At 63.9% G+C, this 24,838-nt stretch carries 23 protein-coding genes and 1 pseudogene; 7 read left to right on the forward strand and 17 right to left on the reverse strand.

The genetic code is table 11. The features are described from left to right. Positions 1 to 38: 38 nt before the first annotated feature. Positions 39 to 2,294 (reverse strand): transglycosylase domain-containing protein, encoded by a 2,256-nt coding sequence (locus NDO48_RS22025; protein ID WP_018425900.1) that lies wholly within the window; start codon positions 2,292 to 2,294, stop codon positions 39 to 41. A 250-nt stretch (positions 2,295 to 2,544) separates the two neighbouring features. Further along, a complete protein-coding gene (locus tag NDO48_RS30480) occupies positions 2,545 to 2,658 on the reverse strand; it encodes a DoxX family membrane protein (RefSeq protein ID WP_018425899.1) in 114 nt (37 codons plus the stop codon). A gap of 41 nt (positions 2,659 to 2,699) precedes the next feature. Here NDO48_RS30480 and NDO48_RS22035 point away from each other — a divergent pair. Continuing rightward, positions 2,700 to 2,861 (forward strand): annotated as a pseudogene (locus NDO48_RS22035) (NrsF family protein); the annotation flags it as partial. A 93-nt stretch (positions 2,862 to 2,954) separates the two neighbouring features. Here the strand turns inward: NDO48_RS22035 and NDO48_RS22040 are convergent. The 6 genes from NDO48_RS22040 to NDO48_RS22065 all read right to left on the reverse strand — a co-directional run bounded on the left by NDO48_RS22040 (position 2,955) and on the right by NDO48_RS22065 (position 6,649). Then, complete coding sequence (locus NDO48_RS22040; protein ID WP_157632666.1) at positions 2,955 to 3,194, reverse strand: hypothetical protein; 240 nt, start codon at positions 3,192 to 3,194, stop codon at positions 2,955 to 2,957. A gap of 222 nt (positions 3,195 to 3,416) precedes the next feature. Beyond that, a complete protein-coding gene (locus NDO48_RS22045) occupies positions 3,417 to 3,617 on the reverse strand; it encodes a hypothetical protein (RefSeq protein WP_018425896.1) in 201 nt (66 codons plus the stop codon). Positions 3,618 to 3,655: 38 nt separating this feature from the next. Continuing rightward, positions 3,656 to 3,913, reverse strand: a complete 258-nt coding sequence (locus NDO48_RS22050) for a hypothetical protein (protein WP_018425895.1) — start codon at positions 3,911 to 3,913, stop codon at positions 3,656 to 3,658. Positions 3,914 to 3,981: 68 nt separating this feature from the next. Further along, positions 3,982 to 4,281 carry a hypothetical protein gene (locus tag NDO48_RS22055; RefSeq protein ID WP_018425894.1) on the reverse strand — a complete coding sequence of 100 codons (300 nt, stop codon included), beginning with the start codon at positions 4,279 to 4,281 and terminating at the stop codon, positions 3,982 to 3,984. A gap of 285 nt (positions 4,282 to 4,566) precedes the next feature. After that, a complete protein-coding gene (locus tag NDO48_RS22060) occupies positions 4,567 to 5,184 on the reverse strand; it encodes a ribonuclease D (protein ID WP_018425893.1) in 618 nt (205 codons plus the stop codon). A gap of 76 nt (positions 5,185 to 5,260) precedes the next feature. Continuing rightward, positions 5,261 to 6,649, reverse strand: coding sequence for a M20/M25/M40 family metallo-hydrolase (locus tag NDO48_RS22065; protein ID WP_018425892.1), 1,389 nt, complete (start codon positions 6,647 to 6,649; stop codon positions 5,261 to 5,263). A gap of 518 nt (positions 6,650 to 7,167) precedes the next feature. Between NDO48_RS22065 and NDO48_RS22070 the strand changes: the two genes are divergently transcribed. Both NDO48_RS22070 and NDO48_RS22075 read left to right on the forward strand, forming a co-directional pair. Then, positions 7,168 to 7,599 carry a GNAT family N-acetyltransferase gene (locus tag NDO48_RS22070; RefSeq protein ID WP_018425891.1) on the forward strand — a complete coding sequence of 144 codons (432 nt, stop codon included), beginning with the start codon at positions 7,168 to 7,170 and terminating at the stop codon, positions 7,597 to 7,599. 126 nt (positions 7,600 to 7,725) lie between these two features. Continuing rightward, positions 7,726 to 8,598, forward strand: coding sequence for a phytanoyl-CoA dioxygenase family protein (locus NDO48_RS22075; protein WP_018425890.1), 873 nt, complete (start codon positions 7,726 to 7,728; stop codon positions 8,596 to 8,598). Positions 8,599 to 8,638: 40 nt separating this feature from the next. Here the strand turns inward: NDO48_RS22075 and NDO48_RS22080 are convergent, their stop codons facing one another. Then, the gene (locus tag NDO48_RS22080) at positions 8,639 to 9,538 is read right to left on the reverse strand and encodes a LysR family transcriptional regulator (protein ID WP_018425889.1); all 900 of its coding nucleotides are present in this window, start codon (positions 9,536 to 9,538) and stop codon (positions 8,639 to 8,641) included. A gap of 140 nt (positions 9,539 to 9,678) precedes the next feature. Here NDO48_RS22080 and NDO48_RS22085 point away from each other — a divergent pair, with 140 nt between their 5' ends. From NDO48_RS22085 to NDO48_RS22095, 3 genes are all read left to right on the forward strand, one after another. Continuing rightward, the gene (locus NDO48_RS22085; RefSeq protein WP_018425888.1) at positions 9,679 to 11,322 is read left to right on the forward strand and encodes an ABC transporter substrate-binding protein; all 1,644 of its coding nucleotides are present in this window, start codon (positions 9,679 to 9,681) and stop codon (positions 11,320 to 11,322) included. Positions 11,323 to 11,697: 375 nt separating this feature from the next. Then, positions 11,698 to 14,661, forward strand: coding sequence for a DNA polymerase I (gene polA, locus NDO48_RS22090; protein ID WP_018425887.1), 2,964 nt, complete (start codon positions 11,698 to 11,700; stop codon positions 14,659 to 14,661). A gap of 1 nt (position 14,662) precedes the next feature. Continuing rightward, positions 14,663 to 15,292, forward strand: coding sequence for a LysE family translocator (locus NDO48_RS22095; protein WP_018425886.1), 630 nt, complete (start codon positions 14,663 to 14,665; stop codon positions 15,290 to 15,292). 48 nt (positions 15,293 to 15,340) lie between these two features. Here the strand turns inward: NDO48_RS22095 and NDO48_RS22100 are convergent, their stop codons facing one another. The 8 genes from NDO48_RS22100 to NDO48_RS22135 all read right to left on the reverse strand — a co-directional run bounded on the left by NDO48_RS22100 (position 15,341) and on the right by NDO48_RS22135 (position 23,299). Next, positions 15,341 to 15,754, reverse strand: coding sequence for a Fur family transcriptional regulator (locus NDO48_RS22100; RefSeq protein WP_018425885.1), 414 nt, complete (start codon positions 15,752 to 15,754; stop codon positions 15,341 to 15,343). Positions 15,755 to 15,964: 210 nt separating this feature from the next. Next, positions 15,965 to 17,017 (reverse strand): L-glyceraldehyde 3-phosphate reductase, encoded by a 1,053-nt coding sequence (mgrA, locus tag NDO48_RS22105; RefSeq protein ID WP_018425884.1) that lies wholly within the window; start codon positions 17,015 to 17,017, stop codon positions 15,965 to 15,967. Between the two features lie 58 nt (positions 17,018 to 17,075). Then, positions 17,076 to 18,218 carry a Gfo/Idh/MocA family protein gene (locus tag NDO48_RS22110; RefSeq protein WP_026226778.1) on the reverse strand — a complete coding sequence of 381 codons (1,143 nt, stop codon included), beginning with the start codon at positions 18,216 to 18,218 and terminating at the stop codon, positions 17,076 to 17,078. 12 nt (positions 18,219 to 18,230) lie between these two features. Continuing rightward, positions 18,231 to 18,977 carry a sugar phosphate isomerase/epimerase family protein gene (locus tag NDO48_RS22115; RefSeq protein ID WP_018425882.1) on the reverse strand — a complete coding sequence of 249 codons (747 nt, stop codon included), beginning with the start codon at positions 18,975 to 18,977 and terminating at the stop codon, positions 18,231 to 18,233. Between the two features lie 28 nt (positions 18,978 to 19,005). Next, positions 19,006 to 20,088: an ABC transporter ATP-binding protein gene (locus NDO48_RS22120; RefSeq protein WP_018425881.1), complete on the reverse strand. Its 1,083-nt coding sequence runs from the start codon at positions 20,086 to 20,088 to the stop codon at positions 19,006 to 19,008. A gap of 4 nt (positions 20,089 to 20,092) precedes the next feature. Then, complete coding sequence (locus NDO48_RS22125; protein ID WP_018425880.1) at positions 20,093 to 21,046, reverse strand: carbohydrate ABC transporter permease; 954 nt, start codon at positions 21,044 to 21,046, stop codon at positions 20,093 to 20,095. After that, complete coding sequence (locus NDO48_RS22130) at positions 21,039 to 21,941, reverse strand: carbohydrate ABC transporter permease (RefSeq protein WP_026226776.1); 903 nt, start codon at positions 21,939 to 21,941, stop codon at positions 21,039 to 21,041. Before NDO48_RS22130 ends, NDO48_RS22125 begins: the two co-directional genes overlap by 8 nt. Before the next feature lie 122 nt (positions 21,942 to 22,063). Then, a complete protein-coding gene (locus tag NDO48_RS22135) occupies positions 22,064 to 23,299 on the reverse strand; it encodes an ABC transporter substrate-binding protein (RefSeq protein WP_018425878.1) in 1,236 nt (411 codons plus the stop codon). Between the two features lie 370 nt (positions 23,300 to 23,669). On the opposite strand from NDO48_RS22135, the gene NDO48_RS22140 reads away from it, so the two are divergent. After that, a complete protein-coding gene (locus NDO48_RS22140) occupies positions 23,670 to 24,740 on the forward strand; it encodes a LacI family transcriptional regulator (RefSeq protein WP_040456431.1) in 1,071 nt (356 codons plus the stop codon). Positions 24,741 to 24,838: the final 98 nt, after the last annotated feature.

Consider the following 24,838-nt stretch of genomic DNA (forward strand, 5'->3'; position numbering starts at 1 on the left):
GAGCCTCTCGCCGGGTTTTGTCGTTTGGTGTGCCCGCGTCAGTTCCCCAGCAAGATATTAAGGATCGACGTCTCGCGGCGCTGCGGCTGGCCGCCGACGTCGGCGGGCGGGACAGGTCGGCGGGCGCCGACATCGGCAGGCGGCACCGGCCGACCGATCGAAGCGGTTGGCTCTTCCGGCTGGACGGCGCGGTTGCCGGTGCCTGTGGCCTGCCGTTGTCCGACAGGCTGCGGAGGCGGCGGGAAGGCGTTCGCATCGAGTGGCTGGGCCGGCTGGTCGTCGGCGGCGACGTCGGGCGCGGCACCCTGCGAGGTCCAGTTGCCCGGCAAGGCGGCAACCGGCACGCCCTCATGGGCCGCGACCATGAATTCGTGCCAGGCGAGTGCGGGCAGTGCGCCGCCCGTCACCTTCTTCATCGGCTTGCCGTCATCGTTGCCGAACCAGACACCTGTCGTGAGGTTGGCGGTGAAGCCGACGAACCAGGCGTCGCGCGAATTCTGGCTGGTGCCGGTCTTGCCGGCCGCCGGCCAGGCGAAGGCGGCCTTCTTGGCGGTGCCCTCCTCGACCGCGCCGGTCATCATCGCGTTCATCATGCCGACGACCTCAGGGCTTATGACGCGCGGGCCGCCACCTGAGGTGTTCTCATAGAGCACCTTGCCGTCGGCCGAGGTGATGCGCTTGATCAGGTGCACCTCGGGCCGGTAGCCACCATTGGCGAAGGGCACATAGGCGGCAGTCAGCTCAAGCGGCGTTACTTCGGAGGTGCCGAGCGAAATCGAGACATTGGGCTGGAGGTCGGATTCGATGCCCATGCGGTGAGCTGCCTCGACGACCGAGTTGGGTCCGACTTCCATGGCAAGTTGCGCGGCAACCGAATTCAGCGACTTGGCCAGCGCCGTCTTCAGGGTCACCCGGCCAAAATATTTGCCGTTGTAGTTTTCCGGCGTCCATTTGCCGATCTTGATCGGCGCATCGTTGCGAACGCTGTCGGGCGTGCGCCCCTGTTCGAGCGCCGCCATGTAGACGAAGGGCTTGAAGGCCGAGCCCGGCTGTCGCCGCGCCTCGGAGGCGCGATCGAACTGGCTGGTCGAATAGTCATAGCCGCCGACCATTGCACGGATGGCACCGGAATTGTCGATCGATACCAGCGCGCCCTGGCTGACATTGAGTTTCTGGCCGTTCTCGTCGATCAGCCGGCGGATCGACTTCTCGGCTAGGTCCTGCAGCGTCATGTCAACCGTCGTGTCGACGACGATGTCGGAGCGCACTTCGCCGATGAGACCCGGCAGTTCCTCCATCACCCGGTCGGCGACGTAGTTTTCGGATCCGGTCCAGAACGAGGCGACACGGGTCGCCGGCGCATTCATCGCGTTGGTGAGTTCCTTGTCGCCGATCATACCCTGGTCGCGCATCGCCGCGAGCACCAGCTGGGCGCGGTCGCCGGCAGCCTTTGGATCACGGGCCGGCGACAGGCGCGACGGCGCCTTGAGCAGGCCCGCGAGCAGCGCCGCCTCTGCCAACGTCACGTCACGGGCCGACTTGCCGAAATAGCGCCGGGAGGCAGCCTCGACGCCATAGGAGCCCGAACCGAAGAACACGCGGTTTAGGTACATTTCGAGGATCTGGTCCTTGGTGTGCTTCTGCTCGAGCCACAAGGCGAGCAGCACCTCCTGGACTTTGCGCTCGAGCGTTCGGTCGGGGGTGAGGAACAGGTTCTTGGCGAGCTGCTGGGTCAGCGTCGAGCCGCCCTGGGTGAAACGGCCATGCAGGAAGCGGGTCGATACCGCGCGCGCCAAGCCTATCGGGTCGAAGCCGAAATGCGAATAGAAACGCTTGTCCTCGATGGCGATCACCGCCTGTGGGATATAGGGCGACATCTCGTGCAGGCCGACGGCCTCGCCGCCGGTCATGCCACGATTGGCGACCAGGCGGCCGTCAACGCCGACGATCTTGATGTTGGGCGAGCGATCGGGAATGGCCCAGGTCGTGGCGCTAGGCATCTGGGCGCCGTAATAGATGACGATGCCTGCAGCGGCGATGCCGCCCCAGATCGCCAGCACGAAGCACCAGTAGACCATACGACCAAGGATGCCGAACAGGCCGCGCCTGGGCTTTTTCGATCGCCCCCGACCGCGCTCGGACGTCCCGGCCTTCGACGATTTGCGCTTGGTAGGCTGCTTGCGGCGGGTGGGCACGACGCGATCCTCTTCGCGGACCGAAAGGACATCGTCGTCCGCATCCTCATGCGCCTCACCGAAGCTAGGCTCGATGCGTCTGTCGTTCCGGTTCGCCATGTCTAAAGTCCGGCCCCCATGCCAATGGCGTTCCGGTTGGACAGTAAATGCGGCGATTTAAGGGGGCGTTAAGCCTCCCCTGGCAGCGAACGGCCGGGATCAACAGCTTGTGTGGCCAGCCAAGGCAGCCGCTCGGGCTAGACGAGAGCCTGAGCGCTCGGTCGACCGCGACAGGCCGCCGCCATGGACGACCAGCGTCAGCGTCATTGCTGCCAAGGGCACATGGAAATCGCCCAGCCGTCTGGAACGGTCAGCTGGATGACGCGGTCATGGCGAGGATGCCGAGGGCGGCAAAGCGTGTGCCGGGCCCGAGCACCGGCAGGATCGGCCGCACGATCTCGCCGACGCCTGACAGCGTCGCCATCAGGATCGGCGCTGGTTGCCGAATATGTGCAGGCTGAACTCCTGCTGGCGGGAGCCGTGGCCGGACTGCTCGCCGGCAGCATCGCTGCCAGCTTCTACACCGCCCACTGGTTCAACGACTCGCCGCTGTTCGTGGCCACCCGGTACACGCTGGCGGTGGCGATTCTGGCAGCCGCGGGCGCAATGGCGGGACGGTGTCGCTGAGGTGGCAGATTCCTTCAGGTGTGCACCGGCACCTGAGAAAATCAAAAGCCGTCGGCTTGCCTGCCGACGGCTTTTGCGACCGCTATGGGCCCTTTACTGCGGGATCGGATCGGGGCGCGGGTCGTTGGGCCTGTCGGGCTTCGGACGATCCGGCTTGTCGCTGCCGCCCTTGTAGCAGGGGCTCGACGGGTTGTTGCGATCACAGCAGTTGCTGCTTTCGAGATAGATCTGCTTCTTCGGCTTCCACTCGCAATGCCGGATCTCTGTCGACTGGCACGCCGTGACGACGGACGCTGTCGCAACCGCCAGAAGGATGTTCCTCAATGCACTCATCGTTTTCTCCTTTTGGGCTCGATTGCCCGTCCACAGCGATTGGTCGCTGTGGCGCGGAGAAAGGTTCAAAGGGCAGAGAAGATTTTTTGGGCGCGGCAGCAACACGCGGGAAAATTCCATCCGGCCGGGCCGGCCGTGCGGTCCAACCCATGCAGGGCTTCGCAACAGCCCCAGCGGCAGTCGCGCGTAGACACGTCTAGAGAGGCGGCGGCAAACAGAGTTCTACGGGCCTGTCGTCTTCGCCAGCGCCGCCGAGATATGCTCGCGCAACACCTCGGCGATATCGGCGTGCATGTGCAGGCGTACCCGGCCGCCACGCGCATCGATCAGCATCAGCGCGACGCCGTCGAGCTTGTCGTCGCGGGCATGCTCGACCGCCGTAACCAGGAATTCGTGGGTGTCCTTCTCCGACCTGTCGGCCATGGGTCTTCTCCCCGGCAGATGAACGCCCGAGAATACGCCTATTCTTCCTCGTCGTCCTGATCTTTGCCGCCGGGCGCGGCCCAGGAATGCGGCTCGATGCGCTTCTGCGTTTCGCTGTCGACATAGGCCCACCAGCCTTCGTCGCTTGCGTCCCACTGCCCGCCGGCGGCCTGGAGCCGCGACAGCGAGCGATACTGGGCAATGGATTCGTTCTCCTGGCCGTCGCGGTCGGTCCAGTAGACGGTGATCTTCGAGCCGTCCCTGGGTGCGGTGGCGATGGGCTTCTTGGTGCTCATTCGATTTCCCTTGGATGAAATGGAAGAATGCGCAGCATCAGCCACCGCCGGCCGCACGGCAAGACCGGTCAGCGACGGGCCACCAGCGCGGCCACCAGGCCAAGCAGGGCGACGCCGACGAGGGCTGTGGCCAACGGATTGTCCTGCGCCGTCTTCTGCGCCACCCGAGCCTGCCTGCGAATCCCGGGCATGGCATCGGCGAAGCGGCCGTGCAGGTCGTCATACAGTTCGGCAGCACTGTCGCGACCTTCGGCAAGGGCTGCCGCACTGCGCTTCGACATGGCCTTGGTAAGCTGCGCCACCTGCTTGTTCAGCTGGGCAACCTGCTCTTCGAGGTCGTTCTGGATTTCTTCGCGGGTCGAAGCCATTTGTGCGTCCTTTGCTGACGCGTTGCCCCGATGGATCGATATCCAGCCGGGCCGCGCGCGGATTCAAATTGCTGCGGCACCGGGTTTCATGTCCCAAGAGGACGTAGGGCGCGCCGCAGACACGACGCAGCCCAAACGGGCGAACGGGCCGGTTCGTTCCATCGACCAGCCCAGACCTTGGCGCACCATGCGTCCGGATGGACGCGTCAGGGGTGCTCCAGGTGTTGAATTCACGCCTCGAAGTTTTTCGGAAACCGTTTCCGATTTCCGGACCGATGCGCCAGGTCAGCTGTGGGCGAAAATGTCCTCTTCACCCCAGCCCATCAGGTCGAGCTTGGCGCGCGTGGGCAGGAAGCGGAAGCAGGCCTCGGCCTCCCTGGCGCGGCCCTCGCGCTCCAGCCGGCCAGCGAGCACGTCGCGCAGGCGGTGCAGGTAGAGCACGTCGGAGGCGGCATATTCCAACTGCTCCGGCGACAGCGTCTCGGCGGCCCAGTCCGACGACTGCTGCTGCTTGGACAGCGACACGCCCAGAAGCTCGTTGCAGATGTCCTTGAGGCCGTGGCGATCGGTGTAAGTGCGGGTCAGGCGCGAGGCGATCTTGGTGCAGAACACCGGCTCGGCCATCACGCCGAAGGCATTGTAAAGCACGGCGATGTCGAAGCGGCCGAAATGGAACAGCTTCGTCACCTTGCGGTTCTTCAGGAGTGCCGTGAGGTTCGGCGCCTTCTTCTGGCCCGGCGCGATCTGGATGACGTCGGCGGTGCCGTCGCCCGGCGAAATCTGGACGACGCAGAGGCGGTCACGATGCGGGTTCAGGCCCAGCGTCTCTGTGTCGATGGCAACGGCGTCGACATCGTAATGCGTAAGGTCTGGAAGGTCGTGCTTGTGGAAGCGGATGGTCATGCGTGTCTCCGATCGCGGCTTGGCTTCTCACTTGCCGCGATCGGAGGAAAAATCAATAGAAACCTCGGTTTCTACCTCACTTGCGGGTGAGCGCCTCGAGAATGCGCGCCCAGGACCGCTGGCCCTTGTGGAACGAGGCCAGGTCGTATTTCTCGTTGGGCGAGTGGATGCGATCGTCAGGCAGGGCGAAACCGACCAGCAGCGACTCCATGCCGAGGAAGGTCTGGAAGTCGCCGACGATCGGGATCGAGCCGCCCATGGCGAGCATCACGGCCGGCTTCGGCCACTCATCCGACAGTGCGTCCTTGGCCTTGGCGAGGAAGGGCGAGTCGTAGGACAGCTGGATCGCCGGCGAGCCGCCATGCTCGTGGAACTCGACGCTGCAGTCGGCTGGAATGCGCGCACGCACGAACTCGCGGAAGGCGGCGCGGATCTTCTCGGGGTTCTGCTTGTGCACGAGGCGGAACGACACCTTGGCCGACGCTTCCGCCGCGATCACCGTCTTGAAGCCCTTGCCGGTGTAGCCGCCTGATATGCCGTTGAACTCGGCGGTCGGACGCGCCCAGGTCAGCTCGAGCACCGAGCGGCCCTTTTCGCCCGATGGGATCGACAGGCCGATCTCGCCGAGGAAGTTTTCCGCCGTCTCGCCGAGGGTTTCCCACGACTTCAGCACCTGAGAGGGCGTTTCTTCGACGCCGTCGTAGAAGCCCGGGATCGTGACGCGACCGTTGTCGTCGTGGATGTCGGCGAGAACCTTGGCGAGGATACGCACCGGGTTGGCGGCAGCGCCGCCATACTCGCCCGAATGCAGGTCGCGGTTGGCGGCGTGAACGATCACCTCTTCGCCGACAAGGCCGCGCAGACCGACGCAGATGGCCGGCGTCTGGCGATCCCACATGCCGGTGTCGCAGACCATGGCAAAATCGGCCTTCAGTTCCTCGGCATTGGCCTCGAGGAACGGCTTCAACGACGGCGAGCCGGACTCTTCCTCGCCCTCGAACAGCAGGGTGATCTCGCACGGCAGGCCGCCATGCACCTCTTTCCAGGCGCGGCATGCTTCGACGAACAGCATCAGCTGGCCCTTGTCGTCGGACGAGCCGCGGCCGGTGATGACCTTGATGCCGCCTGCGATCTCCTTGATCTTGGGATCGAAGGGATCATCTTCCCAGAGGTTAAGCGGATCGACCGGCTGGACGTCGTAATGGCCGTAGAACAGCACATGCGGCGAGCCGGCAGGGCCGGCATGGTGGGCGACGACCATCGGATGGCCCGTCGTATCGCGCACGCTGGCGTCGAAGCCGATGGTCTTGAGGTCGGCGACCAGCCACTCGGCGGTCTTGCGGCAGTCGGCTGAGAAGGCCGGGTCGGTGGAGATCGACTTGATGCGGAGCAGCTCGAACAGGCGCTCCAGGCTCTGGTCGAGATTCTTGTCGAGACGATCGAGAACGGGTGCGACAGCGGACATGTGGGTGCCTTTCGATTCTTCTGCGGCGCAAACTAGTGGCCGAAGAGAAAAACGCAAAGCGGGCAGGATTGGGCCAGAGGCCGGCGCAGGGAAAGGGGAACCGCTGAACTCCGGACAAAAAAGTGCCGCCGTGGTGGAGGGGTGGCCACGGCGGCACATTTCAAAACGGTGCGGCAGCCCGGAGAGGGGGATGAGGCTGCCGCAGGGTCCGGATAGGCGGGGGACGGGCCTGAGACCGGACTTCGGCAAAAACTGCCGATGACTGCTATTTGTGGCCGCGAACGTGGCGATTCAAGGGCACGAAGATTACACTTTCGTAACATACCCGTGATCGGAAGCCTCGGCCCGTTTCTTCCTGACATCAACCTGCCGAGTGCCGCAGCCAATGTCAGCTGCGTAGTCCTCGCCTTTGCAGAACAGCTGCAGGACGCTTAGTTTCCGGCAAATCAAACCAACAGTGGAATGACCGATCCATGCCCCTGCATGTCCGACCCGCCCAACCGCAAGACGCAAGCGCGATGGCGCGAATCCTCAATGAAATCATCGAGATCGGCGGAACGACAGCACACCGCGAGCATTTCGACGAGCAGCGCATCATCAGCTACTTCATCGCGCCAAAACTCGGAATCAGCTGCTTCGTGGCGTTGGAAGGCGAGCAGGTTTTGGGGTTCCAGTCGCTCGAATGGTCCGACCCTGACTGGCCAGGCGACAAGCTGCCGTCGGACTGGGCCATTGTCGCCACCTTCGTCGATCCGCGCGTGCACAAGAAGGGCGCCGGACGGGCGCTGTTCGCCAACACGCTGGAAGCCGCCAGAAAAGCAGGCGCCAGCTTCATCGACGCCACCATTCGCAAGGAAAACACCGGCGGACTGGCGTTCTACCAGGGGATGGGCTTCACCGACTATCGGGAAGGCCCGGAAACCATCTCCAAGCGTCTCGCGCCAAACTGAACGGCTGGGAAGACGTTCCGCCGCTCATTGTCCCGAAATTCGGCAGAGTTGTTTGCGGATTTAGAAACTTATCGCCTGGCAGCCGATCGATATTCTCCCTCTGGACGGTATGGGAGAAGAACCGAAATGATCACAACTGCACAGGCGAAAGACGCCGCAGAGCAATATCGCGAGGAAGGTTATGCCATCGTCCGCGGCTTCGTCGATGGCGACGACCTGGTGCGGCTGCGCAAGGAGACGCAGGCCGTCTATGAAGAGGGCCTGCGCCATCACGCCACCTTCCGGCATGGCAACCTGAACTTCCAGGTCCTGCCCGAGACACATTTCGACAAGCGCTACGTGCTACAGGCTTACTGGTTCTCGTGGATCAACCGGTATTTCGAGGAGTTCCGGCGCAACGCCGACTATCTCAAGCTGCTTGAAGGGCTGATCGGGCGCGACATCAAGCAGATCGCCCAGCAGCTCCACTGGAAGCCGCCGGGCGCCAATCTTACCGGCTACCGCTTCCACCAGGACATCCGCTTCCGCAACCAGGCCGACTTCGACGCCATCGTCGAGTCGACCGTCACCACCGGACTGGCCGTCGACCGCGCCACAGTGGAGAACGGTTGCCTCCAGGTCGTCCCCGGCAGCCACAAGCTCGGCTATCTCGGACTGTCCGACGAGGGCCACGGCCAGCTGATGAAGGGGGTTACTGCGGAATCGGAGCTGGTCGCCGTCGGTATCGACCCCGCCAACATCGTTTCGCTTGAACTCGAGCCGGGCGACCTCGCCATGTGGAACCTTTTGACCGTGCATGGATCGGCCGCCAACAAATCCGCTCACGACCGGGCGTTCGCGCTGTCGAGCTACGTCCGAGCCGACTCTACCTCCAGAGGCGAATGGGCGTTCAAGGACGGTGTCTCCATGCCGCTCGGCGACAAGCCCAAGCTCTGCAAATACGAGCGGCTCTTCGAGGATCCCGGCCCGTCATACGACACCACCGCGTGGTGGAACTAAGTCCAGCAAACCCCAGAGGCCGCGTTCCCCGACGCGGCCTTCAGGCTATGAGGTCGGAGGAAAGCTCGCGCATGAGGAAATCCACAAACGCCCGCACCTTGGCCGCCACGTAGGTCCGGTGCGGATAGAGCGCATAGATCGGGCTGGACTCCGGCCTGAACTCTTCGAGCAGCGCCTCGAGCGCGCCCGACGCTATGGCCTTGTCGACCAGCAGGCTCGGCAGGTTGCCGATGCCGAAGCCGGCAAGGGTCATCTGATAGGCAGCTTCGATGTGATTGGTCGACACGCGCCCCCTGACCGGCGCCGAAAACGGCCCGTCCGGTCCCTGGAACGGCCAGCTCCCGAGCCGCTTGGCGAAATTGCTCAAGACACAGGAATGCTGGGCCAGTTCACCAGGATGTTGCGGACGGCCATGGCGATCCCAGTATTCGGGCGTGGCACACACATAGTTGCGCACTTCGCCGAGGCGTTTGGCGATCAATGCGGAATCGTTCTGTTCGCCAAAGCGGATGGCGACGTCGAACCCTTCTTCCACGATGCCGACGACGTAGCGCGAGGTCAGGTGCAGCTCGATGGAGGCCTGCGGATTTTCGTCGAGGAATTTCGGCACCAGCCTGGTGACCCGGGTGTGTGCGAGCACATTGGAGCAGGACACCTTGATCGAGCCGCGGGTATCGCGATGCAGGCCTCTGGTCGCGTCGCGCAACTCGTCCAGGTCGTCGAGAAGAGCGCGCGCGCGGGTCGCATATTCCCTGCCCGCTTCTGTCAGGCTGAGCCGGCGTGTGGTGCGGTTGATCAGCCTGACGCCAAGATCGTCCTCCAACTCCTTGATGTAGCGGCTGACGGCCGTCGTCGACATCGTCAGGTCGTCGGCCGCCGCCGTCAGGCTGCCCAGCAGCGCCACCCGGTCGAACACCTTCATGGCAGTCACAAGGTTCATGCCGTTCCTCTGCGAATTTCACATCCGGCCGGTCGCAATCGATCGGCGGCACACCTGAATACCCGGCATAACAACAACGAACCCGGCCGGGCACTATCGGAACAACGACATACTGAACGATTACAATGGGAGAGAAACAAATGAAGACCAAAGACCTTCATCCGGCAATCGGGAAATTCCTGCGCGACGTGGACAGCGGCGGCATGCATCGCCGCGAATTCCTCAGCCTGGCCAGCGCCTTCGGCGCCTGCACCGCGGTTGCTTATTCGCTGCTGGGACTGGCTGCGCCAGGTGGCGGGGTGGCCCGCGCCGCAACCCCGCAACGCGGCGGCACGCTGCGCATCGCCATGCAGGTGATGGCGCTGGAGGATCCGCGCAAGTTCAGCGTCTCTCAGATGGGCAACATCGCCATGCAGTTCCTCGAACCGCTGGTTCGCTGGAACTCCGATTTCACCTTCCGACCGATGCTGCTCGAAAGCTGGTCGATCAATGACGACGCCACGGAATACACGCTGAACGTCCGCAAGGGCGTGAAGTGGTCAAATGGCGACGACTTCACCGCCGAAGACGTGGTGTTCAACATCACCCGCTGGTGCGACAAGGACGCTCCGGGCAATTCGATGGCCGGGCGCATGGGTGCGCTGATCGATCCGGCGACGAAGAAGGCGATCGAAGGGGCCATTACCGCGCCCGACGCCCATAAAGTCGTGCTCAAGCTGGCGCGGTCGGACGTCACGATCATTCCGGCGATGACGGACTACCCCGCGCTGATCGTCCACCGCGACTTCGACAGGAGCGGTGAGATGCTGTCGGCCCAGCCCATCGGCACCGGACCGTTCGAGCTGACCGGCATCGACGTCGGCGTCAAGGCATCGGTCAAGCGGCGGCCCGACGGCGCGTGGTGGGGCGGCGAGGTTTATCTCGACGGCATAGAATGGATCGACTACGGCACCGACTCGGCTGCCACCATTTCGGCGTTCGAGTCCGGCGAGGTCGATCTCAATGGCCAGACCCAGACCAACGACGTCGATATCCTCGACGGGCTCGGGCTGAAGCGTTCGGAGATCGTAACGGCAACGACAATCGTCGCCCGCACCAACGTCAATGTAGAACCCTACAACGACCAGCGCGTCCGCAAGGCTATCCAGCTTGCCGTCGACAACGAGACGGTGCTGAAGCTCGGCGCCAACGGCCACGGCATCGCTGCCGAGAACCACCATGTCGGGCCGATGCATCCTGATTATGCGCCGCTGCCGCCGGTCAAGCGCGACATCGAAAAGGCAAGGGTGTTGCTGGCCGAGGCCGGCAAGCTCGACTTCGAGTTCAACCTGATCTCGGTCGACGGCGACTATCGCAAGGAGAGTTCCGACGTCATCGCCCAGCAGATGCGTGAAGCGGGCTTCAAGGTCAAACGCACGCTCATCCCTGAATCGGCCTTCTGGAACGACTGGACCAAATATCCGTTCTCGACCACCAACTGGAACGCGCGGCCATTGGGAATCCAGACCCTGGCGCTCGCCTACCAGACCGGCAATGCCTGGAACGAGTCGGGCTTCTCCAATCCCGAGTTCGACGCCAAGCTCAAGGAAGCGAACGCCATCGGCGACTCGGACAAGCGCAAGCAGATCATGGGCGAGTTGCAGGCGATCCTGCAGGGGTCCGGTGTGATCGTGCAGCCTTTCTGGCGCAAGCTCTTTGCCCATATGCGCCCGAACGTAATGGGCTACCAGATCCACCAGGCCTACGACCAGCATTTCGACCAGACGTGGATCGACCAGGCCTAGTGTCTGATCGTGCCTGACGACGGCTCCGGAGACAGCAGCTCCGGGGTCGCCAGCGCCTCCAACGCCCGCGCGACTGCTCCTGCATTCAGCGGGCAGCGCGTACAGGTCCCGGTGCAACCCGGTTTGCGGACGGTCGAAGCCGCCTTTGCCATCTCGCTGCGATGCAATCGAGTTTCTTGGCACATTCCCGCTTGCTCCTGCGCTTTTCCCGGGAAAATCCTATCGCGACGGCAGGCGATGATAAGCGGCGGAAGGCGCAAACGACTGTCCCGAAAAATGGGATAGTGTGGAAAGCGTCAGCTGACGGCATGAGTGGGCGCTTCGGAGCCGCCTTGACCATGGACAGCGCGGCTGCGCCAAGTTACCCGTATCGCCATGAAAAAAGGCGATCATCTCTTCCTTGTCGACGGCTCCGGCTACATCTTCCGTGCCTATCACGCGCTGCCGCCGCTCACCCGCAAATCCGACGGACTGCCCACCAATGCGGTCCTCGGTTTCTGCAACATGGTGTGGAAGCTGATGCAGGACGCACGCAACACCGATGTTGGCGTCACGCCCACCCATTTCGCCGTTATCTTCGACTATTCGTCGAAGACCTTCCGCAACGAGCTGTACCCCGAATACAAAGCCAACCGCTCGGCCCCGCCCGAGGACCTGATCCCACAATTCGGACTGATCCGGCATGCGACCCGAGCCTTCGACCTGCCCTGCATCGAGATGGAAGGTTTTGAGGCCGACGACCTGATCGCCACCTATGCCCGCCTCGCCCGCGAGGCCGGCGGCGACGCCACCATCATCTCTTCGGACAAGGATTTGATGCAGCTCGTTGGCGAGACGGTGTCGATGTACGACCCGATGAAGGATCGGCAGATCAACATCCCCGAAGTTATCGAAAAGTGGGGCGTACCGCCTGAGAAGATGATCGACCTGCAGGCGCTGACCGGCGACTCCGTCGACAACGTCCCCGGCGTGCCAGGCATCGGCCCGAAGACCGCTGCACAGCTGCTCGAGCAGTTCGGCGATCTCGACACGCTTCTCGCCCGCGCCTCCGAGATCAAGCAGGACAAGCGCCGCCAGTCGATCATCGACAACGCTGACAAGGCGCGCATCAGCCGCGAGCTGGTGAAGCTGAAGAACGACGTGCCGGTCACCGAAGGCCTCGATGCATTCGCTCTGCAGCCACCTGACGGCGCGCGGCTGATTTCCTTCCTCAAGGCGATGGAGTTCACCACGCTGACGCGGCGCGTCGCCGAGGCCACCGGCGCCGACGCCGGCGCGATCGAGCCCGCCTATGTGCCGGTCGAACGCGGCGACGACGCACACGGACCGGACGTGGGTTCGGGTGCTGCTCCTGCTGCGCCAGCGACGACCGTTCCGGCCACAGCTGCCGACGTGGCTGCAGCAACGCCCGTCGCGACCGTCGCCGCCGATGGGGACACTCCCACAGCCCTCGCCAACAAGCTCGCAGAGGCTGCCGCGGCGGAAAAATTCGACCACAGCGCTTATGTCACGATCCGCGACCTCGCCACGCTGAAAGCCTGGGTCAACGAGGCGGCCGAGGCCGGCGTCATCGCCTTCGACACCGAGACCACTTCGCTCGACCCGATGCAGGCCGAGCTCGTCGGCTTCTCTCTCGCCACCGCACCAGGGCGCGCCGCCTATGTGCCGCTTGGTCACAAAAGCGGCCGCGACGACCTGCTTGGCGGCGGGCTGGTCGAGAACCAGATCCCGATGCGCGAGGCGATCGCAGCACTCAAGCCGCTGCTCGAGGACGCCTCCGTGCTCAAGGTGGCGCAGAACCTTAAGTACGATCTGGTGCTGATGAACCGCTACGGCATCGACGTGCACTCGTTCGACGACACGATGCTGATCTCCTACGTGCTCGACGGCGGCACCAATGGCGGCCACGGCATGGACTCCTTGTCGGAAAAATGGCTCGGCCACACGCCGATCCCGTTCAAGGACGTGGCCGGCTCCGGCAAGAGCTTCATCGGTTTCGACCAGGTCGACATCGCCAAGGCGTCGGCCTATGCCAGCGAAGATGCCGACGTGACGTTGCGGCTGTGGCGCGTGCTCAAGCCGCGCCTAGCCGCCAAGGGCCTGGTCTCGGTCTATGAGCGCCTGGAGCGACCGCTGGTGCCGGTTCTGGCGCGCATGGAACAGCGGGGCATCTCGGTCGACCGCCAGATCTTGTCGCGGCTGTCGGGCGAACTCGCCCAGGGCGCTGCGCGGCTCGAAGACGAGATCAACAGCATCGCCGGCGAGCGCTTCAACATCGGTTCGCCCAAGCAGCTCGGCGACATCCTGTTCGGCCGCATGGGCCTGCCCGGCGGCACCAAGACCAAGACCGGTCAGTGGTCGACCTCGGCCCAGGTGCTGGAAGACCTCGCCGCCGAAGGCCATGAGCTGCCGCGCAAGATCGTCGACTGGCGCCAGCTGACCAAGCTGAAATCGACCTACACCGACGCGCTGCCCGGCTTCATCAACCCCGAGACCAAGCGCGTCCACACCTCCTACGCGCTGGCCGCCACCACCACCGGCCGCCTGTCGTCGTCGGACCCGAACCTGCAGAACATTCCGATCCGCACGGCCGAAGGCCGCAAGATCCGCACCGCCTTCATCGCCGACAAGGGCAACAAGCTGATCTCGGCCGACTACAGCCAGATCGAACTGCGCGTGCTCGCCCATGTCGCCGACATCGCCCAGCTGAAGCAGGCCTTCGCCGACGGCGTCGACATTCATGCCATGACGGCATCCGAAATGTTCTCGGTGCCGGTCGAGGGCATGCCGTCGGAAGTGCGCCGTCGCGCCAAGGCGATCAATTTCGGCATCATCTACGGCATCTCGGCTTTCGGCCTCGCCAACCAGCTGTCGATCCCGCGCGAGGAAGCCTCCGATTACATCAAGAAGTATTTCGAGCGCTTCCCAGGCATCCGCGCCTACATGGACGAGACCAAGGCGTTCTCCCGCGACAAGGGTTATGTCGAGACCATCTTCGGCCGCCGCATCCACTACCCCGAAATCCGCTCCTCCAACCCGTCGGTGCGTGCCTTCAACGAACGCGCCTCGATCAATGCCCGCCTGCAGGGGACGGCCGCCGACATCATCCGCCGCGCCATGATCCGCATCGAGGGCGCGTTGTCCGAGGCCAAGCTGTCGGCACGCATGCTGTTGCAGGTGCACGACGAACTGATCTTCGAGACCGTCGAGGACGAGGTCGAGGCGACGATCCCCGTCGTCCGCCACGTCATGGAAAACGCCGCCATGCCGGCTGTGTCGATGTCGGTGCCTCTGCATGTCGACGCCAACGCCGCCGACAGCTGGGACGAGGCGCACTGAGATGGAGTTCGCGACGTCGTCCAGCCTGTCGACGTTGCTGTCCTTCGCCCTGACGTCGCTCATCATCGAGCTGACGCCGGGGCCGAACATGACCTATCTGGCACTGGTGTCGGCGGGCGAAGGTCGCCGTGCCGGCTTCGCCACAGTAGCAGGCATCGCGCTCGGCCTTGCCATCGTCGGCGTTGTGGCAGCGCTCGGCGTCACCGAACTGATCCACACTTCGACCCTGCTCTACGAAGGCCTGCGCTGGGGTGGCGTCCTGTTCCTGCTCTACCTGGCCTATGAAGGCTGGCGCGGCCCAGGCGAGGCCGTGCCCGAAGGCGGAGACGCCGACCGGCGCTACTTCACCCGCGGGCTGGTGACCAACCTGCTCAATCCCAAGGCGGCGATCTTCTACGTCGCCGTGCTGCCGACCTTCATCGTCGCCGATCGCCCGGTGCTGTCGCAGACACTGACGCTGACCGCCATCTACGTCGCGGTCGCGACAATCATCCATTTCCTGATCGTGGTGCTGGCCAGCCAGCTCGAGCCGCTGCTCAACAACCCCAGGATCGAAAAGATCGCGCGACGGGGGCTGTCGGCGCTGCTTGCGGCCGTTGCGATCTGGTTCGCGTTTTCGACGGCGCGCTAGCGCCCGGAGCGGTTCGCAAAGGGCAACCGCGTATTTTCCCGGAATTGATCAGGCGGCAATCGCCGCGCATTTGGCGCAGGTGCCGCGGAATTCGATGACCGCCTTCTTGGCGACAAAGCCGGTCGAGCCGACCCAGTCGTCAAGGCGCTTGCCGATCAGCTCGTCCGAAATCTCGGTGACCTGGCCGCAATTGTCACAGATGGCAAAGGCCGTCATGCGGTGGTTGTGGTGGCTGTGGTCGTGCGGCTCGGCGCAGGCGACGAAGGCGTTGAGGCTTTCGAGGCGGTGTACGAAGCCGTCCTTCACCAGAACCTCGAGCGCACGGTAAACCTGCAGCGGGGCACGAAAACCGTCGTCGCGCAGCTGGTCAAGCAGCATGTAGGCGCTGAGCGGCCCGCTCGCCACTTCGAGCTTTCCGAGCACCTTCTGCTGGTTCTTCGTCAGCGTAGCCCGCGCCGCCATGCTTTTACCTTTCCCTGCCCGGCGCAAACCGGGCGGCACCTTTCCATGCCGGCAAATGCTGCCTCATGGAACAATCCTTCGCCCCAATGTGGCGATTGGCACATGATTTTGCTAGCGCGTCCGGCCGCCAAATACAATGTTGGGCATTCCCCAACCGCCAAGCATGGCCCCTCCCCCCTTCGACAGGGAGAGGGATTGGCTATCGCTGGCTTACTTCTTCTGCCGTGCCGGGCCTTCGCGTTCGGACGAGCGGGCCCACAGGTTGATGTCGGCCTCGCGCGCATGGGTGTCGATCTCGGCGAGCTCGGCCTCGGTGAAGGCGAGGTTTTTGATCGCGCCGACACAATCCTCGACCTGCTCGGGACGGCTGGCGCCGATCAGCGCCGAAGTGACGCGGCCGCCACGCAGCACCCAGGCCAGCGCCATCTGCGCCAGTGTCTGGCCGCGACGCTCGGCGATAGCGTTCAGAGCGCGGATGTTGGCGAGGTTCTTGTCGTTGAGGAAGGCGGGGCGCAGCGACTTGCCCTGCGACGCACGGCTGCCTTCCGGCACACCGCCGAGATACTTGCCGGTCAGCATGCCTTGCGCCAGCGGCGAGAACACGATCGAGCCGATACCGAGACCGTCGAGCGCGTCGAGCAGGCCGTCATCCTCGACCCAGCGATTGATCAGCGAGTAGCTCGGCTGGTGGATCAGGCAGGGCGTGCCAAGCCGCTTCAGAATGTCGGCGGCCTCGCGGGTGCGCTGGGCGTTGTAGGACGAAATGCCGGCATAAAGCGCCTTGCCCGAACGCACGGCATGGTCGAGCGCGCCCATGGTCTCTTCGAGCGGCGTTTCCGGGTCGAAGCGGTGCGAGTAGAAGATGTCGACATAGTCGAGGCCCATGCGCTTCAGGCTCTGGTCGAGGCTCGCCAGCACATATTTGCGGCTGCCCCACTCGCCGTACGGCCCAGGCCACATGTCGTAGCCGGCCTTGGTCGAGATGATCATCTCGTCGCGCAGACCGGCAAAATCGGTGCGTAGAATCTCGCCGAAGGCAGTCTCGGCAGAGCCGGCCGGCGGGCCGTAGTTGTTGGCGAGGTCGAAATGGGTGATGCCGAGATCGAAGGCCTTCTGACAGATGGCGCGTTTGGTCGCGTGCGGCGTGTCATCGCCGAAATTGTGCCACAGGCCGAGCGAGATCGCCGGCAGCTTGAGGCCCGACCTGCCGCAGCGATTGTAGACCATGTTTTCGTAACGATTCGCGGCCGGTTGCCAGGTCATGATGCTGTCCTCGAATGGAAAGGGGAATCGGCTGGTGACGCCGATCCCCTCTCTTAGCCTATTTCGACGATGCCAGCAGCCCCCTTGCAGCGGCAGGCCCCAGCGGCTCGGGCCGCTCGCAGGTCGTCTGCATCTCGACGAACTTCCTGGTCTCGCCCGACTTCAGGATGCCGGTCATGACGTCGATGACGTGGTTCGCGAGTTCCAGCGAGCAGCGGTGCGGCCGGCCATGCATGATCGCCAGCGCCATGTCGGCCAGACCCGCGGTGCGGTAGTTGGCCATCATGCCATGGGCATGCTTCTCGTTGGGCACGCCGAAGGGATGATCCCATTTCGGCAGCGCCTTCACCGGCTTGCTACCCCTGGTGTAGCTCAGCTCGCCACCGAAGAAATTGGGATCGGGCATGTGGATGGTGCCGGTTTCGCCATAGAGCTCCATCGGCGCATGGCCATTGTCCCAGACATCCCAGCTCGCATTGAAGGTAAACACAGCGCCGTTCTCGAACTCGATCAGCGCCAGGATCGTCGTCGGCGTGGTGACAGGGATCTTTTCACCCGCACGCGGCTTGGACGAGATGGTCCGCTCCTTCGCCGGGATCGACGACAATGCCGCCACCCGCGCAACCGGCCCGATGAGCTGGACGAGGTTGGCGATGTAATAGGGCCCGAGATCGAGGATCGGGCCGCCGCCGGGCTGGAAGAAGAAATCGGGATTGGGGTGCCAGTGCTCCATGCCGTGGCTCATCACGTGGCAGGTGCCGCTCGTGATGTTGCCGAGCTTGCCCGTGTCGATGAGGTGCCGCGCCAACTGGTGCGAACCACCGAGGAAGGTGTCTGGTGCCGAGCCGATGCGCACGCCCTTCTTGTCGGCGCGCTTCTTCAGGTCGAGCCCGTCCTTGATGGCGAGCACGAAGGGCTTTTCCGAATAGACATGCTTGCCGGCGTCGATGGCCTGCCTCGACACATCGTAGTGCACCGCAGGCACCGTCAGGTTGACGACGATGTCGATGTCCTTGGCCTTGAGCAGGTCCTCGACCGTCTCTGCCCGCAGATTGAACTCCTTTGCCCGCGCCCTGGCCGCATCCATGTTGATGTCGGCGCAGGCGCGCATCTCGATGCCCCGGAACTGGGGCGCTCGCTGAAAGTAAGTCTTCGAGATGTTGCCGCAGCCAATCACCCCTACTCCAAGTTTCCTTGCCATGTCGGTCGTCCCCTAGAAGGTCTTTGCGGTGGCGATGGACCGGCGCGCGAAGCGCTCGAAATCGGCCGGATTGTCGTGCTCCATGATGAAGTATCTGGCCGGCGTGCGTTTGCGCAGCGCTACAACCAGCCCGGCCCAGTCGACGGTGCCGTGGCCAACGTCCGACCAGCCGTCCTCGTCGGCTGCCTGGCCATGCGGGGCGATGTCCTTGACGTGGGCAGCCAGGATGCGCGGGCCGAACTCCTCGATCCAGTGCAGCGGGTCGGAGCCGCCGCGGATCACCCAGGCGACGTCCATCTCCCACCCGATGTCGGGTGCGGCTTCCAGGATGAGGCGTTGCGGCACCAGCCCGCCGGCAAGGGTCAAAAACTCGAAGTCGTGGTTGTGCCAGGCAAAATCGAACCCGGCATCCCTGGCCTTCGCGCCGATGGCACCGAGGCGCTTGCCGAATGCCCGCCATCCATCGGCGTCGGTCGGCCGGTCGACCACCTCGAGCCAGGGACAAGCTATGAGCTTCATGCCGAGCGTCGTCGCAATCGTGGCCGCCCTGGCGAAATCCTGCTCCAGCAGATCGATGCCGAAATGGCCGCTCGGCATGGACAGGCCGTTGCGGTCGAGCAGGGCGCGAAAAGCCTGCGGGTCGTCATAGACCCCGCCATAACCTTCGACCTCCTTGTAGCCGACGCTGGCGAGCGCCTGCAGCACCTTGTCCCAGGGTTGGTAGTTGCGGGCGCTGTAGAGTTGGAATGACCAGTCCATGGTTCTGTCCGTTCGTTGGGAGGTGATGTCAGATGCGGTTGCCGCTCTGGCCGTCAAACAGCGAGGCGCGCGCCGGGTCGAAGCCGATGCGCAGCTGATCGCCTGGAGCCAGATGGCGTTCGGCCTCGACGCGGAAGGCGAGGCTCTGGCTGCCGAGCTTCGTCCAGACCAGCGTGTCCGAGCCCATCGGCTCGACCAGCTCGACCCTCGCGTCGGCGGCATAGGGCATGGCATTGGCGGCATCGCCTGTGGCGATGTGTTCGGGGCGCACACCGAACACGGCCTTGCCTGGCCTGGCCGTGCCGCCAAAACCGTAGCGGCCGAGCGGGATCCTTGTCGCGGTTGTCGCAAAAGCCGGCTCAACGCCGGCTTCGAGCTCGCCGTCGAGAAAATTCATGCCCGGCGAGCCGAGGAAGCCGGCAACGAAGCGGTTGACCGGCTTGTTGTAGATTACCTGCGGCGCGTCGAGCTGCTGGATCACGCCGCCCTTCATGACGGCAATGCGGTCGGCCAGCGTCATCGCCTCGATCTGGTCGTGAGTGACGTAGATCATGGTGTTGGCGAGCTTCTGGTGCAGGCGCTTGATCTCGACGCGCAGCTCCGAACGCAGCTTGGCGTCGAGATTGGACAGCGGCTCGTCGAACAGGAACACGTCGACGTCACGCACCAGTGCCCGCCCGATCGCTACGCGCTGGCGCTGGCCGCCAGAAAGTGCTGCCGGCTTGCGCTTGAGCAGCGGCTCGATCTGCAGGATCTCGGCCGCACGGGCGATACGCCTTGCGATCTCGTCCTTGGCCATGCCCGCCGTCTTCAGGCCGAAGGACAGGTTTCCTTCCACTGTCATCTGCGGATAGAGCGCGTAGGACTGGAACACCATGCCGATGCCTCGGTCCTTGGGTTCCTCCCAGGTGACGTTCTTGCCCTTGATGAAGATTTGCCCCTCGGACACGTCGAGCAGGCCGGCGATGCAGTTGAGCAACGTGGACTTGCCGCAGCCGGATGGCCCGAGCAGCACGAGGAACTCGCCTTCGGGCACATCGAGATTGAGCTGCTTCAGCACGTCATAGGCCCCAAAGCTCAGCGACACGTCCTTGACCTGGACATTCGTCATCGTCTCAACCCTTGACCGCGCCGGCGGCGATGCCGCGGACGAAAAGCTTGCCGGAGATGAAGTAGATGATGAGCGGGACCAGTCCCGTAAGCAGCGTTGCCGCCATGTTGACGTTGTACTCCTTTACGCCCTGGACGGCGTTGACGATGTTGTTGAGCTGGACGGTCATCGGATAGGTGTCGGGCTTGGTGTAGACGACGCCAAACAGGAAATCGTTCCAGATGCCGGTGACCTGCAGGATGATCGCCACCACGAAGATGGGCAGCGCCATCGGCAGCATGATCCTGAGATAGATGGTCCAGAAGCCGGCGCCGTCGACGCGGGCGGCCTTGAACAGCTCTTCCGGCAGCGAGGCGAAATAGTTGCGGAAGAGCAGCGTCAGGATCGGCATGCCGAAGATCGTGTGCACCAGCACCAGCCCCCACAGGCTGCCATAGAGGCCGATCTCGCGAAGCACGATGACGATCGGATAGAGCATCACCTGGTAAGGAATGAAGGCCCCGACGATCAGGATGGTGAAGAACACCTCCGATCCCCTGAAGCGCCAGTTGGCGAGCGCGTAGCCGTTGACCGAGGCGATTGCGATCGACAGGAACACCGACGGCACGGTGATGCGCACCGAGTTCCAGAAGCCGCGCGACAGCCCGTCGCAATTGAGCCCGGTGCAGGCTTGGGACCAGGCCTTCACCCAGGGCTCGAAGGTGATCTCGACCGGCGGCGAGAAAATATTGCCGAGCCTGATCTCGGGCATGCCTTTCAGCGACGTCACCACCATCACGTAGAGCGGCAGGAGGTAGTAGACGGCAAACAGCGCCAGCGTGCCGTAGATGAAGATGTTGCGGCGGGAAAAGCGCCGCCGTGGCTTCGGCCCCTGCGGTCCGGCAAGCGCAGCGGACCGAGCGGTCAGGGCGGGCACAACATCGAGGTCGGGCGCGGCGCGCGCCAGTTGCTCAGCCATGGCTGCGCCTCCTGCCGAATTCGAGATAGGCCCATGGCACGATGACGATGACCACCGACAGCAGCATCATGGTCGAGGCGGCGAAGCCCTGCCCCAGGTTCTGCGCCAGGAACATGTAGTTGTAGACGTATTTGGCCGGCACTTCAGACGCGATGCCGGGGCCGCCGCTGGTCTGGGCGACGACGAGGTCGTAGACCTTGACGATGCCGCTGGCGATGATGACCAGCGTGGTCACCAGAACCGGCCGCATCATCGGGATGACGATGAAGACATAGGTCTTCCATGTCGGGATGCCATCGACGCGGGCGGCCTTCCAGATGTCGGCGTCGATGCCGCGCAGGCCGGCCAGCATCAGGCACATGATCAGCCCCGTACCCTGCCACAGTCCGGCGATCAGGATGCCGTAGATGACGATGTCGGCATTGTAGAGCGGGTCGAAGACAAAGCTTTCCCAGCCAAGATTGCGCACCACCTGCTGGATGCCGAAATCCGGATTGAGGATCCATTGCCAGGCAAGGCCGGTGACGATGAAGGACAGCGCGAAAGGATAGAGGAAGATGGTGCGGAAGGTGTTTTCGAAACGGATCTTCTGGTCCATCAGCGCCGCCAGAACGAAGCCGATGACCAGCGAGAACACCAGCGTGCACAGGCCGTAGATGGCAAGGTTCTCGACGGCGATCTGCCAGCGCGGCGTCGCCCACAGCCGCTGGTACTGCTCGAGGCCGACGAAATTGAGCCGTGGCAACAGCTTCGAGTTGGTGAAGGAATAGACGACCGTCCACGCCGTTCCGCCGACGAAGATGACGAGCGCCGTCAGCACCATCGGGATCGAAGCGATCTTGGCGTTGAGGTTTCGGAACAACCGGCTCGGCCGGCCCTGATATCCAGGTGTCATCGGTCGGCTTCCATCTGGGGACCCGGCCAATCTGCCGGCCCCCTTGTGCGGGGACCGGCAGAGCGCCGCTGTACTGACTGCAGCATCTTGGCCAAGGCCGGGATCGGGAACCCGGAAATGGCCTAGTCGGCAGCGGCGATGATGTCGACGAAGCGCTTCTGGGCGTCGGCGGCCGTCAGGTTCTTGTTACCGAAGAACTCGACGAACAGGTCGTTGACCTGGGTCACGCCGTCGGCCGACATCAGCTGATCCGGCGCAGGGATGATGTTGCCCTTGGCGAGGATCTCCAGGCCCTTCTTCATGCAGTCGTTGGCAGCGTTGAGGTCGACGTCGCCGCGCACCGGCAGCGAGCCCTTCTTGAGGTTGAAGGCAACCTGCGTCGCCGGCGACAGCATCACCGAAGCCAGTGCTTCCTGTGCCTTGGACTTTTCAGGGTCCTTGAGCTTGGGGAAGTAGAAGGCGTCACCGCCCGTCGAGATGATCTCGTTGACGCCGAGCCCCGGAAGGCAGGTGTAGTCCTTGCCGGCAGTCTGACCGGCAACCTGGAACTCACCCTGGGCCCAATCGCCCATGATCTGGCCACCAGCCTTGCCGTTGATGACAAGTGCTGTGGCCTGGTTCCATTCCTGGACGTTCGACTTGGCCGACATGGCGCGGGCCTGGTCGGCTGCCGCGAACACCTTGGTCATCTCGGGTCCCGCGGCGACCGTCGCGTCCTTGTCGCCAAACACCTTCTGGAAGGTGTCGGGACCAGCCAGCGCGACGAGGATCACCTGGAAGGCGAGCGTGGTCTGCCACGGTTGCTGGCCCAAAGCGAGCGGCACGATGCCGGCCTTTTCGAGCGCCGGAGCGGCAGCCACGAACTCGTCCCAGTTCTTGGGAACGGCCACGCCGGCATCGGCAAAGGCCTTGTTGGACAGCCACAGCCATTGCTGCGAGTGGATGTTGATCGGCACGCAGTAAATCTTGCCATCAAGCGTGCAGCCGTCGAGCAGGCTCTTGGGATGGATGAACTTGGTCCAGCCTTCCTTTTCGGCCAGTTCGGTGAAATCGCGCATCAGCCCGGCCTGGACGAGCTCCTCGGCCTGGCGGCCGTGGTTGAACTGGGTTGCGCCCATCGGGTCACCGCCGGTGATGCGGCCGATCATAATCGGCCGGGCAACGTCGCCCGAACCGGCAATGGCGCCGTCGACCCATTTGTTGCCGGTCGCGTCAAACGCCTTGGCGAATTCGGCGACTGCCGCCGCCTCGCCGCCCGAGGTCCACCAATGTGTCACCTCGAGGTCGGTCGCCGCCGCAGGCCCTGCCCCGCACACGACCCCCGCCGCAAACGCGGCGGTCAGAAGCCTATAACGCATCGTACTCCTCCCTGAATCTGAAACGTTACAGATTTAGGCTAGGCGAAGTCTCGAGCCTGCGCAATGGCCGGGAGACGGCGCGAGCGCGATTTCTTTCGGGACACGAACTAAAGCACCGTTCAAAGCGGCAGCCGGAAACGTCGTCATGTTACTTTGCATTGCAGCATTCCCAGAAGAAATCACCAAAGGAATCAACCGACATTAGCAATGCTGCGGCGCGGGATCTGCGATCGCCTGGATGGCTCGTCTGGCGTCGAATTTTTGTCTCAAATAATTTTCTGTAACGTTACAGTTCTTGCTCATGCGACTTGCAAGGTCCATGCTGGGGGTGCGATATGCAAGACGAGGCGAGACGGCGGGCAAGATGACCATGGACGAGCGAACACCGCCCGATGACAGCGGCGAGCAGGTGGCAGCCGGCAGCCAGCCGCCGACGCTGAAGACCATCGCCTTCATGACCGGCCTCGGCGTGACGACGGTGTCACGGGCGCTGAAAGACGCGCCCGAAATCGGCGCCGAGACCAAACGCCGGGTGCAACTCGTCGCCCGCCAGATCGGCTACCGCCCCAACCGCGCCGGCGTGCGCCTGCGCACCGGCAAGACCAATGTCATCAGCCTCGTGCTCGACACCGAGGAGCAGGTCGGCGGCTTCGTGTCGGACCTGATCTACGGCATCTCGGAGGCACTGGCGCACACGCCCTACCACCTCGTGGTGACACCTTATTCGCGCAGCAACGACGCGCTGGAGCCGGTGCGCTACGTCGTCGAGACGGCGTCGGCCGACGGCGTCATCATCTCGCGCACCGAACCCGACGACAAGCGCGTGCGTTACATGACCGAGCGGGGTTTTCCCTTCGCCACGCACGGCCGCACTCACATGGGCATCGAGCACCCGTTCCACGATTTCGACAACTATGCCTATTCGGTAGAGGCGGTGAAGACGCTGGCTGCCCTCGGCCGCAAGCGGCTGGCGCTTCTCGCCCCGCCGCCGAACCTCAGTTACTACCGTCACATGCGCGACGGCTTTGCCGATGCCGTGATGGTGCACGGCCTGACCGAGGTGCCGTTCCCAACCGCAACCGTCGATCACTCAATCGACGAAATCCGCGCCGTCACGTCAGAGTTGATGCGTCGGCAGAGCCGTCCCGACGCCTTCGTCAGCGGCGCGGGTGCCGGCACCTTCGCTCTGGTCGCGGGCGTCGAGGATGCCGGCTTCAAGGTCGGCGAGGACGTCGACATCGTTTCCAAGCAGTCGTCCAGGCTGCTGCACCTGCTGCGCCCGCAGCTCTATGTCGTCAACGAGGACGTACGGCTGGCCGGCCATGAACTCGCCACCGCCGTGCTCGGCCGCATCGCCGGCCGCGACATCGGCTCACTGCAGAGCCTCAGCAAGCCGAGGGCGGTCGAAGCTTATGAGACGTCGGGAAAACCGAACGACTGAGCCCGGTTGAGATTGCCTCCCGCCCTTGCCCTCTCCCTGTAAACCGGCGAAGGGCGTAGGCGTCGCGGCAGTGTCCCTTCTCCCCGTTCACGGGGAGA

Origin of the sequence: Aminobacter sp. MET-1 (assembly GCF_026521175.1) — a bacterium.
GTDB lineage: Bacteria > Pseudomonadota > Alphaproteobacteria > Rhizobiales > Rhizobiaceae > Aminobacter.

What these genes read in the sequence shown, in the direction of transcription:
- NDO48_RS22120 (WP_018425881.1), bottom strand. Translation starts at nt 20,088, where the DNA reads ATGACGAATGTCCAGGTCAAGGACGTGTCGCTGAGCTTTGGGGCCTAT.
- NDO48_RS22055 (WP_018425894.1), bottom strand. Translation starts at nt 4,281, where the DNA reads ATGGCTTCGACCCGCGAAGAAATCCAGAACGACCTCGAAGAGCAGGTT.
- NDO48_RS22070 (WP_018425891.1), top strand. Translation starts at nt 7,168, where the DNA reads ATGGCGCGAATCCTCAATGAAATCATCGAGATCGGCGGAACGACAGCA.
- NDO48_RS22140 (WP_040456431.1), top strand. Translation starts at nt 23,670, where the DNA reads ATGGACGAGCGAACACCGCCCGATGACAGCGGCGAGCAGGTGGCAGCC.
- NDO48_RS22095 (WP_018425886.1), top strand. Translation starts at nt 14,663, where the DNA reads ATGGAGTTCGCGACGTCGTCCAGCCTGTCGACGTTGCTGTCCTTCGCC.
- NDO48_RS22025 (WP_018425900.1), bottom strand. Translation starts at nt 2,294, where the DNA reads ATGGCGAACCGGAACGACAGACGCATCGAGCCTAGCTTCGGTGAGGCG.
- NDO48_RS22080 (WP_018425889.1), bottom strand. Translation starts at nt 9,538, where the DNA reads ATGAACCTTGTGACTGCCATGAAGGTGTTCGACCGGGTGGCGCTGCTG.
- NDO48_RS22060 (WP_018425893.1), bottom strand. Translation starts at nt 5,184, where the DNA reads ATGACCATCCGCTTCCACAAGCACGACCTTCCAGACCTTACGCATTAC.
- mgrA (WP_018425884.1), bottom strand. Translation starts at nt 17,017, where the DNA reads ATGACCTGGCAACCGGCCGCGAATCGTTACGAAAACATGGTCTACAAT.
- NDO48_RS22100 (WP_018425885.1), bottom strand. Translation starts at nt 15,754, where the DNA reads ATGGCGGCGCGGGCTACGCTGACGAAGAACCAGCAGAAGGTGCTCGGA.
- NDO48_RS22065 (WP_018425892.1), bottom strand. Translation starts at nt 6,649, where the DNA reads ATGTCCGCTGTCGCACCCGTTCTCGATCGTCTCGACAAGAATCTCGAC.
- NDO48_RS22125 (WP_018425880.1), bottom strand. Translation starts at nt 21,046, where the DNA reads ATGGCTGAGCAACTGGCGCGCGCCGCGCCCGACCTCGATGTTGTGCCC.
- NDO48_RS22045 (WP_018425896.1), bottom strand. Translation starts at nt 3,617, where the DNA reads ATGGCCGACAGGTCGGAGAAGGACACCCACGAATTCCTGGTTACGGCG.
- NDO48_RS22135 (WP_018425878.1), bottom strand. Translation starts at nt 23,299, where the DNA reads ATGCGTTATAGGCTTCTGACCGCCGCGTTTGCGGCGGGGGTCGTGTGC.
- NDO48_RS22110 (WP_026226778.1), bottom strand. Translation starts at nt 18,218, where the DNA reads ATGGCAAGGAAACTTGGAGTAGGGGTGATTGGCTGCGGCAACATCTCG.
- polA (WP_018425887.1), top strand. Translation starts at nt 11,698, where the DNA reads ATGAAAAAAGGCGATCATCTCTTCCTTGTCGACGGCTCCGGCTACATC.
- NDO48_RS22040 (WP_157632666.1), bottom strand. Translation starts at nt 3,194, where the DNA reads ATGAGTGCATTGAGGAACATCCTTCTGGCGGTTGCGACAGCGTCCGTC.
- NDO48_RS22130 (WP_026226776.1), bottom strand. Translation starts at nt 21,941, where the DNA reads ATGACACCTGGATATCAGGGCCGGCCGAGCCGGTTGTTCCGAAACCTC.
- NDO48_RS22115 (WP_018425882.1), bottom strand. Translation starts at nt 18,977, where the DNA reads ATGGACTGGTCATTCCAACTCTACAGCGCCCGCAACTACCAACCCTGG.
- NDO48_RS30480 (WP_018425899.1), bottom strand. Translation starts at nt 2,658, where the DNA reads ATGGCGACGCTGTCAGGCGTCGGCGAGATCGTGCGGCCGATCCTGCCG.
- NDO48_RS22050 (WP_018425895.1), bottom strand. Translation starts at nt 3,913, where the DNA reads ATGAGCACCAAGAAGCCCATCGCCACCGCACCCAGGGACGGCTCGAAG.
- NDO48_RS22085 (WP_018425888.1), top strand. Translation starts at nt 9,679, where the DNA reads ATGAAGACCAAAGACCTTCATCCGGCAATCGGGAAATTCCTGCGCGAC.
- NDO48_RS22075 (WP_018425890.1), top strand. Translation starts at nt 7,726, where the DNA reads ATGATCACAACTGCACAGGCGAAAGACGCCGCAGAGCAATATCGCGAG.